Annotated in this window: 16 protein-coding genes and 1 pseudogene; 2 read left to right on the forward strand and 15 right to left on the reverse strand. The window is 72.6% G+C overall.

Translation table 11 applies throughout. The annotated features are described in order from the left end of the window. Positions 1-215, forward strand: a pseudogene (locus tag TSO221_RS22390) (type II and III secretion system protein family protein); the annotation flags it as partial. Positions 216-240: 25 nt separating this feature from the next. Here the strand turns inward: TSO221_RS22390 and TSO221_RS22395 are convergent. The 15 genes from TSO221_RS22395 to TSO221_RS22465 form a co-directional block, all read right to left on the reverse strand. Next, positions 241-1,665, reverse strand: a complete 1,425-nt coding sequence (locus TSO221_RS22395; protein ID WP_146208874.1) for a pilus assembly protein TadG-related protein — start codon at positions 1,663-1,665, stop codon at positions 241-243. Then, a complete protein-coding gene (locus TSO221_RS22400; RefSeq protein ID WP_109120745.1) occupies positions 1,652-2,314 on the reverse strand; it encodes a TadE/TadG family type IV pilus assembly protein in 663 nt (220 codons plus the stop codon). Before TSO221_RS22400 ends, TSO221_RS22395 begins: the two co-directional genes overlap by 14 nt. A gap of 11 nt (positions 2,315-2,325) precedes the next feature. Continuing rightward, positions 2,326-2,880, reverse strand: coding sequence for a TadE/TadG family type IV pilus assembly protein (locus tag TSO221_RS22405; RefSeq protein WP_109120746.1), 555 nt, complete (start codon positions 2,878-2,880; stop codon positions 2,326-2,328). Then, entirely contained in the window at positions 2,877-3,842 is a 966-nt protein-coding gene (locus tag TSO221_RS36515; RefSeq protein ID WP_109120747.1) for a type II secretion system F family protein, read from the reverse strand. The genes TSO221_RS22405 and TSO221_RS36515 overlap by 4 nt, the downstream gene beginning before the upstream one ends. After that, positions 3,839-4,813: a type II secretion system F family protein gene (locus TSO221_RS22415; RefSeq protein WP_109120748.1), complete on the reverse strand. Its 975-nt coding sequence runs from the start codon at positions 4,811-4,813 to the stop codon at positions 3,839-3,841. Before TSO221_RS22415 ends, TSO221_RS36515 begins: the two co-directional genes overlap by 4 nt. A gap of 6 nt (positions 4,814-4,819) precedes the next feature. Beyond that, positions 4,820-6,211, reverse strand: coding sequence for a CpaF family protein (locus TSO221_RS22420; RefSeq protein WP_109120749.1), 1,392 nt, complete (start codon positions 6,209-6,211; stop codon positions 4,820-4,822). Beyond that, positions 6,208-7,410: an AAA family ATPase gene (locus TSO221_RS22425; protein WP_109120750.1), complete on the reverse strand. Its 1,203-nt coding sequence runs from the start codon at positions 7,408-7,410 to the stop codon at positions 6,208-6,210. The genes TSO221_RS22420 and TSO221_RS22425 overlap by 4 nt, the downstream gene beginning before the upstream one ends. Before the next feature lie 4 nt (positions 7,411-7,414). Continuing rightward, entirely contained in the window at positions 7,415-8,290 is an 876-nt protein-coding gene (gene cpaB, locus TSO221_RS22430; RefSeq protein ID WP_109120751.1) for a Flp pilus assembly protein CpaB, read from the reverse strand. Between the two features lie 11 nt (positions 8,291-8,301). Further along, the gene (locus TSO221_RS22435) at positions 8,302-8,832 is read right to left on the reverse strand and encodes a prepilin peptidase (RefSeq protein ID WP_109120752.1); all 531 of its coding nucleotides are present in this window, start codon (positions 8,830-8,832) and stop codon (positions 8,302-8,304) included. A 40-nt stretch (positions 8,833-8,872) separates the two neighbouring features. Next, on the reverse strand, positions 8,873-9,070 hold the full coding sequence (locus TSO221_RS22440) for a Flp family type IVb pilin (RefSeq protein ID WP_109120753.1): 198 nt from the start codon (positions 9,068-9,070) through the stop codon (positions 8,873-8,875). 53 nt (positions 9,071-9,123) lie between these two features. Continuing rightward, on the reverse strand, positions 9,124-9,348 hold the full coding sequence (locus tag TSO221_RS22445) for a Flp family type IVb pilin (protein ID WP_247878191.1): 225 nt from the start codon (positions 9,346-9,348) through the stop codon (positions 9,124-9,126). Between the two features lie 307 nt (positions 9,349-9,655). Then, positions 9,656-10,807 carry a tetratricopeptide repeat protein gene (locus tag TSO221_RS22450; RefSeq protein ID WP_158284174.1) on the reverse strand — a complete coding sequence of 384 codons (1,152 nt, stop codon included), beginning with the start codon at positions 10,805-10,807 and terminating at the stop codon, positions 9,656-9,658. Positions 10,808-10,977: 170 nt separating this feature from the next. Then, complete coding sequence (locus TSO221_RS22455; protein ID WP_146208875.1) at positions 10,978-11,517, reverse strand: DUF1499 domain-containing protein; 540 nt, start codon at positions 11,515-11,517, stop codon at positions 10,978-10,980. Positions 11,518-11,588: 71 nt separating this feature from the next. Further along, complete coding sequence (locus tag TSO221_RS22460) at positions 11,589-12,050, reverse strand: ferritin-like domain-containing protein (RefSeq protein WP_109120756.1); 462 nt, start codon at positions 12,048-12,050, stop codon at positions 11,589-11,591. 246 nt (positions 12,051-12,296) lie between these two features. After that, the gene (locus tag TSO221_RS22465; protein ID WP_109120757.1) at positions 12,297-12,539 is read right to left on the reverse strand and encodes a hypothetical protein; all 243 of its coding nucleotides are present in this window, start codon (positions 12,537-12,539) and stop codon (positions 12,297-12,299) included. Between the two features lie 176 nt (positions 12,540-12,715). On the opposite strand from TSO221_RS22465, the gene TSO221_RS22470 reads away from it, so the two are divergent. Further along, on the forward strand, positions 12,716-13,564 hold the full coding sequence (locus TSO221_RS22470; RefSeq protein ID WP_348770287.1) for an inositol monophosphatase: 849 nt from the start codon (positions 12,716-12,718) through the stop codon (positions 13,562-13,564). The last annotated feature ends 20 nt before the right edge of the window (positions 13,565-13,584 follow it).

Below are 13,584 nucleotides of genomic sequence, written 5' to 3' on the forward strand. Positions count from 1 at the left end.
TCCAGCGCAACGAGACCGAGCTGGTCATCATCGTCACCCCCTACATCGTGCGGCCGGTGAACAACCCCGCCCAGCTCGCGGCACCGACCGACGGCGTCTCGCCCCCCCGGTTCTTCGACCGCGTCTTCTTCGGCAAGCTGACGCAGCCCGGCCCCGGCACCCCGGCACCGGCACGGCCCGAGCTCGTCGGGCCGGCCGGCTTCATCATGCGGTGAGGCCCGACGGCACGAAGCGGGGCCGTCACTGCTCCAGGCGCAGCAGGGTGAGCTGGGCGCCGATCTGGTTGAAGATCGAGGCGAGCTGGTCGGGGGCCGGGCTGTCCCAGTAGAAGTTCGGCTGCGAAGCGCAGCCGCGGTACAGGTCGCGGGTGGCCGTGTTGGTCTGGCCGATGGTGATCGTGTACATGGTGATCCCGGCGTCCTTCATCGTCTGGCACAGGCGCGACATGCGGGTGTTCAGCATGGTGGTCGCCTGGCTGAAGGTCGTCGTGCCCAGCCGGCCGTCGCCGATCCGGCCGTAGGCGGTGTAGTCGCCGGTCGGCTGCTTGCCGTAGTCGAACCACTCGTTGTTGCCGTCGGTGACCAGGACGACGGCCTTGCGCATCTCCGCCAACCGGTAGTCGAGCGGCATCCCGGCCGGCGTCGGGTCGCCCCACAGGCCGCGCCAGCGCGGCGACAGCGTGAACCAGCCCGCCTGCAGGCCGAGGTTCGCCATGGTGCCGCCGCGGTTGACCGCGCGCAGCCCGGCGATCTTGTCGAGCACCGTCTGCTTTACGTTGGTCAGCGGCAGCACCGGAAAGCCGCAGCCCAGATTGGGGCCGGTGCGGTCGTTGTCGTTGGTGTAGGCGCCGCTGTCGCTGACCGGCGGCCACGGGTTGTCGCCACCGTCGGCGTACTTGCCGAGCGAGGAGGGGTAGAGGAACGCCTTGAACTTCGCGACGGCGGGCGGCGCGTCGTCCTCGTCGTAGGGGCTCGGCCGCGCCTCGACGCAGCCGCGCCAGGTGGACGGCGAGTACTGCGCGGCACCGGGCGAGTCGGCGGTGAGCCAGCCGGTGCGCGTCGGCCCCAGGTTGACCTCCGCCGTGTAGGGAACGACGGAGACCCAGAGGTTCGTCCGGCTCGCCTTCGTGCCGTAGAGGATCTCCACCAGCGACGAGGCGGCGCCGCGCAGCTTGCCGATGCGGTCGTCGGTGGCCATGGAGCCGGTGGTGTCCAGCACCAGGGCCAGCTCCAGGCCGATGCCCTGGGCGCGGCGGGCGCGGTTCTCGACCGCGATCTGCATGGTGTCGATGCCGAACACCCCCATGAAGGCGGTGGGCAGCGCGGCCGAGCCCTTCACGGTGACCGTCTCGCGGTCGGGGCTGACCTGCACCGTCGGGTCGGGCACGCTGGCGCCCATATAGCCGTTGGGCAGGTTGGCGCGGAAATACATCTTGGCGTCGCCCTGCACGTCGGCGGTGTCGATGACCCGCCCGGCGGCCAGCGCCGCCGCGTCGATGGCCGCGCTGAGGCGGGAGCGCACCATGTAGCCGCGCGCCGCATCCACCGACAGCCCGGCCAGCCCCATCACCGGGACCGCCAGCAGCGCCACGAACACCGGCACGTTGCCGCGCCGTCCGCGCGGCGCCCTGCGGCGGAAGGCCGTGAGAAGATCAGCAGGGGTCAAGGGTGGTCAGCGCTCCCAGGCGCGGCCGGAAGACGGCGCTGGAATAGGCCGTCACGGTGGGGTTGCCGGTGCCCGTCCAGCCGCCGCTGAGCAGGTAGGGCTGGAAGGTGAAGAACACCTCGACGAACAGCGTGTCGTCGCCCGGCCGCAGCGAGAATCCGGTGGGAAGCTGCACGGCAGCCGTCCCGGTGCCGAGCCGGCTGTTGATCGGCGCGATGCCGGCGTAGGCCTGCCACGCGATGCGCGGGCCGCTGCCCTTGTCGGCGACGCTGGTGACGATCAGCCCGCCGGCCGCGGCCGGCACCGTCGTGGCGCCGCCGCCGGCGACGCTGACGGCGCCGTCGGCGGGTTCGGGGAAGAACAGCGGCTTGGCGATTTCCTTGGCGGCGAGGAACAGCACGCCGACCTCGTTGCCCTTCGACACCGCCATGCAGCCGCGCAGGCCGTCGAACTGCGAGCCGATGTTCGCCACGTCGGCGGCGAGCCGCTGCAGCCGGTTGGCCGTGGCCACATAGCCGGCGACGTCGATGATTCCGAACAGCGCCGCCAGCAGCGCCGGGACCGCCGCCGCGAGTTCCAGCGCCGCGACGCCGCGGCGGTCGCGCAGGACACGGAGCGGGGCACGGGCGGCATGGGCAAGGGCGGGCATGGCTGCGCTCATCACTTCGCGAAGGGTTCGTTGCGCACGACGATGCGCGCCTCGTAGGACACGGCGGGGAACAGGCCGCTCAGCGGCGTGTCGGCGTAGCTCAGGCGGTAGACGGCGACCTGCTCGCTGGCACCGGCGCCGGAGCGGCCGCGGTCGGCGTCCCAGACGCCGTTGCCGTTGACGTCGGTGAACGGCTCGCCCTTGTCCCAGCGGCCGTTGCCGTTCAGGTCGGTGAAGGGCTCGGGCTTGCCGACGTCGCCGGGCGAGTCGTAGGCCAGCACGCGGACGTCCACCTTCGTCGCGTCCACGTAGGGCATCACCGACTGCCGCACGACGGCGGCCAGCTGCGCCTCTCGCGTCGTGCCGGCGGGCGGTGCCGCGCCGGTGATGCCGACGCGCGACGCCTCGCGCGCCGCGAAGTCCAGGCTGGCCTGGATCGCCAGCCGCAGCCCGTACTCGAAGAACGCCACCGCCGTGAGGATGAGGACGGGGGCCAGCAGCCCGAACTCCAGCGCCGTGCTGCCGCGCCGGCCGGCGAGCGCCCGGCGGATCATCATCGGAATCATGGCAGCGCCCCCGCCTGCACGCCCGGCATCATGTGCAGCGCATCCAGCACCGCCGGGCCGCCGACCACGATGAACACGCAGGGCAGGATGAACAGGATCATCGGCAGGGTGATGAACACCGGCAGTCTGGCGGCCCGCGCCTCGAACCGCACCATGCGCTCGGCGCGCAGCTCGGCGGAGATGACGCGCAACGCCTGGCTCAGCGGCGTGCCGTAGCGGATCGCCTGGGCCAGCATGCCGGTGAAGCTGCGCACGCCCTCCAGCGGCAGCCGCTCGGCCATGTTGGACAGCGCCTGGGCGCGGTCGGGCAGCACGCGCATCTCGGCCGCCAGCTTGGCGAGCTCCTGGCCCAGCTCCGGGTGGGCGTGGCCGATCTCGCGCGCCACGCGGGCGACCGCCACGTCGAAGCCGAGGCCCGCCTCGCCGCAGATGACCAGCAGGTCGAGCGCGTCGGGCATGCCGCGGTCGATGGCCTCCAGCCGGCGCTTGCGCCGCCGCGCCACCAGCAGGTCCGGGCCGCGCCAGCCGGCCAGCGCCGCCGCGGTGTAGACGCCCAGCGCCGCCACCAGGCCCGGCGGCACCGCCCGGCCGTGCAGCCACAGGTGCGCCAGACCGAGGCCGAGGACCGCCAGCAGCGACTTCAGCCCGACGAAGCCGGCCAGCGCCCGCGGGTGGCCGAGGCCGGCGGCGGCCAGCATCAGCGCCATGCGCGCCGCCTCGTCGCGGCCGACCAGCACGCTGGCGGCCACCGCCTCGCCCAGGCGCGCCAGCACGCCGGACAGGCTGCCGCCGCGCGCCGCCGGCGCCGCGTCGATGCGGCCGCGGGCGCGATCGATGCGGGCGCCGAAGCGGCGGCGGTCGCCGGCCAGGACGAAACCGGCCAGCGACAGCGCGAAGATCAGGCCGGCACCGGCCAGCACCAGCAGCACGGCCTGCGGGCCAAGGGTGGACAGCGCGCTCATGCGAGGATCTTCCGGATCATGGCCTGCATGGTCAGCAGGCCGAGGCCGAGGCTGAACGCCGCCAGACCCAGCAGCATCTTGCCGTCCGGCGTGGTGAACAGCCGCATCACGTAGGCCGGGCTCAGCACGTACAGGCTGCCCATGGCGACGAACGGCAGGGCGGCCAGCACCCAGACGGAGGTGCGCGCCTCCGCCGACAGCGCGTAGCCGCGCTGGCGCAGCGCGCGCCGCTTGCGGATGACGTCGGCGAGCTGGCCCAGCGTCTCCGCCAGATCGCCGCCGGTCTCGCGCTGGAGCACCACGGCCACCACGAAGAAGCGGTATTCCGGCAGGCCGCTGCGTTCGGCCAGCCGCCACAGCGCGGCCTCCAGGTCGACGCCGACCGCCACCTCGTCGGCGACGCGGCGGAACTCCGGCCCGGTGGGGGCGGGCATGGAATCGGCCAGCGCCCGCATGGATTCCGCCACCGGGATGCCCGAGCGGATCGCCCGCACCACCAGCCCGACGGCGTCGGGCAGCTGGTCGAGCAGCCGCGCCACCGTCCGCCGCTGCGCCCACGTGAAGCGCCAGCGCGCCGCCCCCAGCGCCGCCGCCCCGGCGGCCAGCAGGCCGAGCGGCAGCGGCAGCCCGGCGAACACGGCGGTGACCCACAGGGCCGCGGCGGCGGCGGCGACCGCCAGCGCGGCGGCGATCCAGCAAGCGCCTCCACCGGTGTCCACCAGCGGACCGTCGATGCCCAGCGCCCGCTCCAGCAGGCCGCGCAGGCTGCGGCGCTTGGCGGTGCGACGCAGCGTGATGTCCCCGACCGAAGTCTGCGCGGCGTCCGCGGACCCGCGCAGGCCGTGCAGCGCGGCGATCCGCCGGTCGAGCGCCGCGCGCCGCCGCTGCCCCACGATCGTGCCGACGGCGGCGCCCAGCGTGCCGGTCGCGAGCGCGGCGAACAGGAGCTGGAGGAGCAGGCGGCTGTCCATGGCCCCTCACGCCTCCGCCATGTCGAGCGCGGCGAGGTATTCGGCGCCCAGGCCGTACTGCTCGATCTGGTCCATGAATCCCGGGCGGATGCCGGTGGCGCGGTACGCCCCGTGCAGGAGGCCGTCCGGCCCGGCGGCCTTGCCCTCGAAGCGGAAGAGGTCCTGCGTGACGACGGTCTCGCCCTCCAGCCCCAGGATCTCCGACACCTGGGTGACGCGGCGCACGCCGTCGCGCATGCGCTGCACCTGGATGACCACGTCGACGGCGCTGGCGACCTGCTGGCGGATGGCGCGCGTCGGCAGGCCGACGTTGCCCATCAGCACCATGTTCTCGATGCGCGACAGCGCGTCGCGCGTGCTGTTCGCGTGGATCGTCGACATGGATCCGGGGTGGCCGGTGTTCATGGCCTGCAGCATGTCGAACGCCTCCGCCCCGCGCGTCTCGCCGACGATGATGCGGTCGGGACGCAGGCGCAGGCAGGTCTTGATCAGCGCGCGCACGGTGATCTCGCCGCTGCCCTCCAGGTTGGGCGGGCGCGTCTCCAGCCGCACCACGTGCGGCTGCTGCAATTGCAGCTCGGCCGCGTCCTCGACGGTGATGATGCGCTCGCCCGGGTCGATGTGCCGCGACAGCGCGTTGAGCAGCGTCGTCTTGCCCGAGCCGGTGCCGCCCGAGATGATGATGTTCAGCCGGGCGCGGGCGAACACCTCGAAGGCGCGGGCCATGGCCGGCGACAGGCTCCGGAAGCCGGCCAGCGTGTCCAGGTCGATCCAGCGGCGCGAGAATTTGCGGATGGCGATGGTGGTGCCGTCCAGCGCCAGCGGCGGGACCACGATGTTGACGCGGCTGCCGTCGGGCAGGCGGGCATCGACGATGGGGCTCGACTCGTCCACCCGGCGGCCGATGCCGGTGGCGATGCGCTGGGCGACGTTCAGCACGTGCTGGCGGTCGCGGAAGCGCACCGGCGACAGCAGCAGGCGCCCGCGCTGCTCGATGTAGACCCGCTCCGGCCCGTTCACCATGATGTCGGTGATGCTGTCGTCGGCCAGCAGCGGCTCCAGCGGGCCGAGGCCCAGCATGTCGTGCACCAGCTCGGTGGCGAGCTGCGCCTGCTCGTGGCCGTTGAGCTGGATGCGCCGCTCGGTGGCGATCTCGTCCACCAGACGGACGATCAGCGGCTGCAGCGCCTCCCGTTCCATCTGCGCGACCGAGGCCGGGTCGATGCGGGCCATCGCCTCGACGCGCACCTCCTCGATGGCCGGCCGGCGGCCGGGCGCCCATTCGTGCACGGCGACGCGGGCGGGGGCCACGGCGGGGACCGCCACGGGGCGGTGGGGCATCGCGGGCGGCGGCGCCTCGGCCGCCTCGCTCATCCGGCGTCCGAACACCGCGCTCATGCCGCGGCCCCCCGGCGGCCGAGCAGCCGCCGCACCAGCCCCGGCCGGGTGGCGGCGCGGCCGGTGACCGCCTGCGCCAGCCCCGCCACCGAGGCGCGGAAGGCGCGGCAGTCCTGCACCGCGATGCGGCCCAGCGCGGCGGCCTGCGCCAGCGGCTTCGGCTGCCACGCCACCGCGTGGTCGGGGACGCCGCCCAGCGCCTTGCGCAGGTCGGCGGCGGCCAGCTCGCCCGGCGCACCCTTGCGGTTCAGGACGGTCAGCGTCTTGTGGCCGATGCCGTCGAAGGCGGCGCGCAGGCGCACCACGTCGCGGGCTGCCGCCAGGCTGCCGTCGCAGACCAGCAGGCGCAGCCCGGCCCGGTCGATCACCGCGCGCCCCGACGGCGCCAGCGCCCGCGGCACGTCCACCACCACATAGTGGTAGCGGCGCTGCAGCTTCTCGATCAGCCCCAGCAGCGCGTCGGTGCGCGTCTCGACGCGCTCGCTCATCGGCTCCTCGCAGGCCAGCACGTCCAGCCGCTCCGACGCGGCGTGCAGCGCGCGCGACAGGAACACCTCGTCCACCCGCTCCGGGCTCTCCAGCGCCTCGCGCAGGCCGCGGCCGGGCGGCAGGTTGAGCAGGAAGGCCGCCGTGCCGGCGTGCACGTCCAGGTCGACCAGCGCCACCCGGCGCCGCTCGACGTCCGCCAGGTACGAGGCGAGGTTGACCGCCAGCGTCGTGGTGCCGACGCCGCCGCGCGCGCCGAACACCGCGATCAGGTTGCCGCGCCGGCCCGGCGCCGCTGCGGCCGGCGCCGCCTCGCCCATGATCGCCGCGGCGACCAGATCGGCCTTCAGCGGCTTGAACAGGTACTCCGCCACGCCGAGCTGCTTCAGCTGGCGGTACAGGCCGATGTCGTTGGCCTCGCCGATGGCGATAACGCGCACGTTCGGCTCGCACACCGCCGCGAGGTTCTCCAGGGCGGAGACCGGCAGCTCGATGCCGCCGATATCCACCAGCAGCACATCCGGCGAGCGCTCCTTCTGCAGGTCGCGGGTGGCGGTGCGGACGTCGCCGCGGCGCACCTCGACGCTGCCCGCCCAGTCCTCGGCCGCCCGGCGCACCGCCGCGTCGGACGCGGCGTCGCCGAGATAGGCGTACAGGCGCAGCGGGCGGGACATGGACGCCGCCGGATCGGCCTTCGACATCGTCGTCTCCATGGCGTCAGCCCCCCGTATGGCTCCCGGTGTGAATGGTGCGCTGCGACCCGCGGACGATCAGCATGCCGGTGCCGTCGCGCGACGGCTCGGGCTTGGCGGCGCGGCGGGCACCCAGCGCGGGCGACACCTCCTCGGCCCAGGTGGAGGACACGTCGGCCTCGGGCGGCTGAACGGCCTCCGTCGCGCCGAGGCTGCGCAGCACCAGCGACAGCCGGCCGAGGCCGGAGGCGACGGCGATGGCCTCCGCCTGCTTGGCGGTCACCTCCAACGACACGGTGCGCGGCACCGCCGGGGCGCCGGTGTTGCGGTCGACCGCCGCGTCGCCCAGGTGCTGGTCGATGGACAGCACGCGCAGGTCGCGCAGCAGCGTCTCGCCCACCGCGCCGCGGCCGGGGGCGGCGCTGTCCTTGTCGAAGGTCTGGGCGAGGATCAGGTCCACCCGGTCGCCGGGAGAGATCAGGCCGCTCGCCGCGCTGACCGCGTCCACCGCCACGGCGACGGCGCGCTTTCCCGGCGTCAGCACCGCGGCCAGGAAGCCGCGCTCGTTCGGCAGGACCAGCTGGCCGAGCACCAGCGGCTCGCCCGCCACGAAGGGCCGGCGGTTGACGGCGCCGACCGCCTCGGCGGTCGTCCGGCCGCGCTCGATATAGCCTTCCGGCACGCCCTTGAGCGGCCAGTCCTCCCAGCGCACGTCCTCGGGCCGCAGCAGCGTGCCGGTCGGCAGCGCCCGCGCCGCGACCAGGATGGCGGAACGCGCCGGGACCGCCGGCTCGGCCACCGCCACCGGCACCGGCTCGCCGGAGGGGAGGTTGAGCACCACCACGCCCACCGCCCCCAACGACATCACCATGAGCAGAAGGAAGAGCACACGCAGAAGCATGTTCCACCCCGTCAAGAGGGTTGCGCCAGCAGCGTCAAGGCGGCCGTGGCGATGGCGACGCCGTAGGGCAGGCCGGCACCGCGCCGGATGCGCCGCCGCTCCGCCGCCAGCACCACCGCGCAGCGGTGCCGCCAGCGCCCGGTTGCCTTGCCCGGCATGGGGCAGCGTTGCGCAGGGAGACGGCGCAGCACGGCGCGCGCCATCAGGTAGCCGGCCGCCAGCACCCCGCCGGCGAGCGCCGTCAGCAGAAGAAGGTCCGGCGTGCGCCCGGCGCCCAGCAGAACGGCGCTGGCCGCCGCCAGCTTGATGTCGCCGCCGCCCAGCGCGCCGCCGGCGACGACCGCCAGGCCGATGAACACCGCCAGCCCGGCGCCGAGGGCGCCCCACGGCAGCCCCGGCCCCGCCAGGAGGGCGACACCGACGCCCACCGCCAGCAGGGCGACGGGCGCCCGGTCGGGAATGATGCGCGCGGCGACGTCGCAGAACGCCGCGCCGAGATAGACGGGGGTGACGGCCATCAGGATCGCGTCGGCGGGTGTCATGGAGAGCCCTCCCTTGCCGCGGTCCCTCGGCCGTCCCGTCCTAATTGATGCCGGCGGCGGTGCTGGTCAGCTTGCCGCTGATCCCGCTGACGACGCTTTCCAGGCTGGCGCCCATGTTGGCCATCGCGGTGATGATCGCCACCGCCGCCAGGGCCGCCACCAGACCGTATTCCAGCGCCGTCACGCCGCGCCGGTCCGACAGGGCGCGCACCAGGCGCATGAAGCTGCGGGTCTTCATGTCGTCCGCCTCGTCGGGTTCTTTAAAAGAGGGTCGTGGGAAGGGCCGCCGCCCTACTTGATGCTGCCGGCGGTGGTGGTGAGCTTGGTGTTGATGGCCGTGAACGTGCTGGTCAGGCCGCCGCTGAAGCTGTTCATCGCCGTGATGATCGCCACCGCGGCCAGCGCCGCCACGAGGCCGTACTCCAGAGCGGTGACGCCGCGCCGGTCGGACAGGGCGCGGACCACCGAACGGAGACCCGGAACGCGCGCCGCGTGGGCAAAGAGCATCGTCTTCATGTCCATCCGCCTCTTCGTTTGCGATGAAGGAAAATCCCGTCGGGATCGCCCCGGACCCTTCGGCTTAATGTGCCGCCGTGCTCCCGATACGCAAAAGATGAGCAAAATGCCTGGAAGTGGCAAACTGGCGGACGGATATCCCCTAAGGAGGTGGTGGATAGTAACCCTTCACGGACGCCGCCGTTGCACGGCCAACCAACTGGAATTCCCTGGCCTTTGCACTGGAGGGCCGTTCGTCCGGCCCCGTCGGGACGTTCGGAGTCTTTGAGATTACGCCGGAATGAGGGGCGGTCCCGCCCGAAGGATTCTACGACGCGTCCGCCGGCCACAGCACCGTGCAACGCTGTTTCGGGGACCGCAGCGTGGCGCAGACGCGCGCCGCCTCCTCGCGGCTGGGGAAGGCCACCCGCAGGTGCACCAGCGTCTTGCCGTCCGAGGCCCGGGCGCGGGTCACGAGGAGCGGTTCGCGCCCGGCGAGGAGCGCCCCGTGCTTCCGGGTCAGCGAGCCCCACTCCTGGCGGGCGAGCGCCTCGCTGGCGTAGGCGTCGAGGTCGATGCGCACCTTGCCCGCGGCGGGCGCCTGGGCGGTCGAAGATTGGGCGGTCGAAGGTTGGGCAGCCGCGGCGCGCGCGGGAAGCAGCGGCAGCGGCGCGCGCGCCGGCACGGCAGGGGCTGGCGCGGGAAGTGCCGAAGCGTGTTCCGCGACTGGGCGCGGCCACGCCGCGCCGCCGGAGCGCGCCTGCCGGTAGTAGACGAGGTTGCGCTGCACCGCCGGCTCGTCCAGGTCCAGGCGGCCCATGCGCGCCGCGTCCTCGTCCCGGCCGGCGAGACCGTAGGCCATGGCGAGATTCTGCCGCTCCACGGCGCCGGCGCGCACCGACCGGGCCAGCGGTTCGAGGATGCGGATCGCCTCGTCGGTGGCGCCCGAGAGCATCAGCGAGAACGCGAGGTTGTTCAGCGTCATCGTGTCACCGGGGGTCAGCGCCAGCGCGGCGCGGAACTGCTCCTGTGCGCCGGGGTGGTCGCCCGTCATGGCCCTGGTGATGCCCAGGCCGTTGAGCGCGGCGACGTCCTTGGGGTCGGCGGCGAGCACGGCGGCGTAGTGGCGCGCGGCCTCCTGCGGCTGGTCCAGCGCGACCAGCGCCCAGGCGTAACCGCGCAGGGCGGCGGGGTTGTCCGGGTCGCGCGCCAATGCCTGCCGCCAGGAATCCAGCGCCTCGCGCGCGCTGCCCATATCCGTCAGCACAGCGCCGAGACCGAGCAGCGGCTCCACCCGCTTGTCGCTGGCGGCGTGCGCCCTCCGGTACAGGGTGGAGGCGGTGGTGAGGTCGCCCTGCGCACGCGTCGATTCGGCCAGGCGCATCAGCGCGTCGTAGCTGGCCGCGTTGGCGGCGCCGGTCTCCGTCACGTCGCGCAGGGTCTGGCACCCGCCGAGCACCAGCACGGACAGCGCCGCCAACAGAGCGGCTCGGAGAGGGCGGCGATGGGATCGGCCGCCGGGGTGCGTCGCGCGCATGCCGGACCGCTTGGGAAACTGGGCCTGGAGCCAGTCTCCCGGGGTCGGGGTTAAGGAAGCATAAACTCTACTGTGCGGTGAGCTGGTCCCCGCTTCCGGTGCCGATTGGCACGCTATGGCACGGTGCCCAGATCCGTTGCCAACGCGTCCAGCCAGGAGCGGACACGTGCGGCGTTGACCCCGAAATCGGAGTGGCCGTACAGCGAGCGGCTGTAGATGGCGACCGTCGAGCGGTCTGCCGCCACGGCGACCGGGCGGATGGTCACGAGGTCCGGAAAGCGCAGCCAGCGCGTCCGCACCTCCACGTCGATCTGCCCCTCGTCGTCGCGCAGCCGGCGCGCGTCCACCCGGTCGAGCAGATGATCCCAGGCGCGGCGCTGCCCGGCGACGGAGACCGCGAAGACCGGGCTCTCGGCGTCGGCCCGGCGGCACAGGTCGTGCGGGCACACGAGGTAGCGGTTCGGCCGGTTGGATGGCTCCAACGTCTCGAAGGCGACCGCTCCGCGCTCACCCGGCCCGAGCAGGGTGGCCCACACCGCATCGCGGCCGACGGCAAGCGCCAGCCCGCCATAGACGAGCAGCGGAAGCAGGAGCACGACGACGGCAACACGGACGGCCTTCATGACGGGGAGGATAGCCACCGTCCGCGGCACGCGCGAGCCTCCTCCTTCGGGGGCGGGCGGCGGCGTGTGACCTGGCTCCCGTGCGGGACCATGGCGTCGGCTTACGATGCGGCGCGCACGGCGGACAGATCCCCCGGCTTGCGCAGCATCTTGTCGACCTCACCGGCATGCATCTCCTCGGCATGGACCATCTGCCGGGCGTATTCCTCCAGCATCACGGAGCGCCCTTCCACGAGCGCCAGAAGATCCTTGTAGAGAAGCAGCGCGGCCCCTTCCGCTTCCAGCGACTCCCGCAGGATCGTGCCGATGTCGTGCTGATGGCTGTCGAGAAGCCGCCCGATCGCGAGGGACGGATAGGCGCCCAAATGGGTGATCATTTCTCCCGCCTGCTGGGCATGGGTCAGCGCCTCCGCCGCCTGTCCACGCAGCCACGACACAATGGGAATGCGGTTGTATCCGAACACCAGAAACGAATAGTGGGTGTAACGCACGACACCCGCCAATTCGGCCTCCAGGATACGGTTCAGCGTCTCGACGACCTTGTCCTTGTCAATGTCGGACATCGCATTTTCTCCCTCTTGGCTCCGAGAAACGACAATGCGGCTGATTCGTCTTCTTTAGGCCGCTGCAATGGGTGCAGCGCGCACGTCAAGCGGTTCAGCGGAATGCCCTGGGGCCGGGCGCGAGGCCGGTGTGTTCCAGCCGCACCGATGCTCATCGTCATGGAATCTGGGGCGCGAAGGCCAAGGCGACATCCCAGGCTATCCATCTTGGCTCGCATCGTGGGCTCCAGGGCGATGGCCCGCAGGTCAGGCGACCGGCTTCGGTTTGCCGGGCCCGAGCCGCGTCACCGGTTTGTCCGCCCTCTCGCACGCGAAGCCGTCCGCCTGCAGAACCAGGAGCGCCTCATCGAAGTCCTCCCACGGTGTGACGGAGATCTCCGTGACCGACTCCTGGCGCGGCTCGAACTGTTGCTCGTGCAGCGCCCTGGCGGCCTGCGTGCAGTCCTCGGCGGAGCGGAAGCGAATCACCGGCACGGTCAACTCAGACATTGTGTTCCTTTCCAACGGTTCTTTCCGCGGCCGACAGCGCTTCCCGGTATCGGCGCAGCGACCATAGGCCGGCCATACGCGTCCCACCAGCAGGGCGCCGTACAGCACGCGGAGCGTAGGCTGTGCAGAGTTGAAGGGCTTGCCAAGGCGACCACCCTGCACGACGATCGGCAGCCATGATGACGTTCACGCTCTCTGATGCCCTTCGGATCGGCGAGATCCTGTTCCAGGCTTCCCGGACCGAGATCATGCCTCGGTTTGGTGCGTTGGTCGCCGGACAGGCGCGCGAAAAGTCGTCGCGGTTCGACGTCGTCACGGACGCGGACGAGGCGGCCGAGCGCGCCATCTCCACCGCACTCGAGACCGCCTACCCCGGGGCCGTCGTCGTCGGAGAGGAAGCCACCGCCTGCAACCCTACGCTGCTCGATGCCATCGGCACCGCCGACCTGGCGTTCGTGCTCGACCCGCTCGACGGCACCAAGAACTTCGCGTCCGGGCTGCCGCTGTTCGGGGCCATGGTCGCGGCGACGGTGCGGGGGGAGGTGGTGCTCGCCGCTATCCACGATCCGGTGTGCGGCAACACCGCCTTTGCGCTCAGGGGCGAGGGGGCGTGGATCCAGGCCGAGGGAGACGCGCGGGCCGACCTGTCGGTCGCGGCCGCGGTGCCGGTCCGGGACATGCACGCGATCATCGGAACGAACTTCCTGCCGGAGCCCCTGCGCACCACCGTCAACGGCAACCTTTCGCGGTTGGGCATGAGCGCGTGGCTGCGGTGCGCCGCGCACGAGTACCGGATGGCCGCGGCGGGACACTGCGACGTGCTGTTCTACAACAAGCTGATGCCTTGGGATCACGCTGCGGGCTGGCTGCTCCACCGCGAGGCGGGCGGCTACAGCGCCCACTTCGACGGCACCGCCTATCTCCCGTCGCATCGCACCGGCGGCCTCATCTGCGCCCCGGATGAAGCAAGCTGGCGGCTCGTCAGGGAGGCCCTGCTGGAGCCGCGCGAGCCTCCTCAATCATGAGCGAGGGCCGTACGCCCGCC

Source organism: Azospirillum sp. TSO22-1 (genome assembly GCF_003116015.1).
In the GTDB taxonomy this organism is placed as follows: Bacteria; Pseudomonadota; Alphaproteobacteria; order Azospirillales; family Azospirillaceae; genus Azospirillum.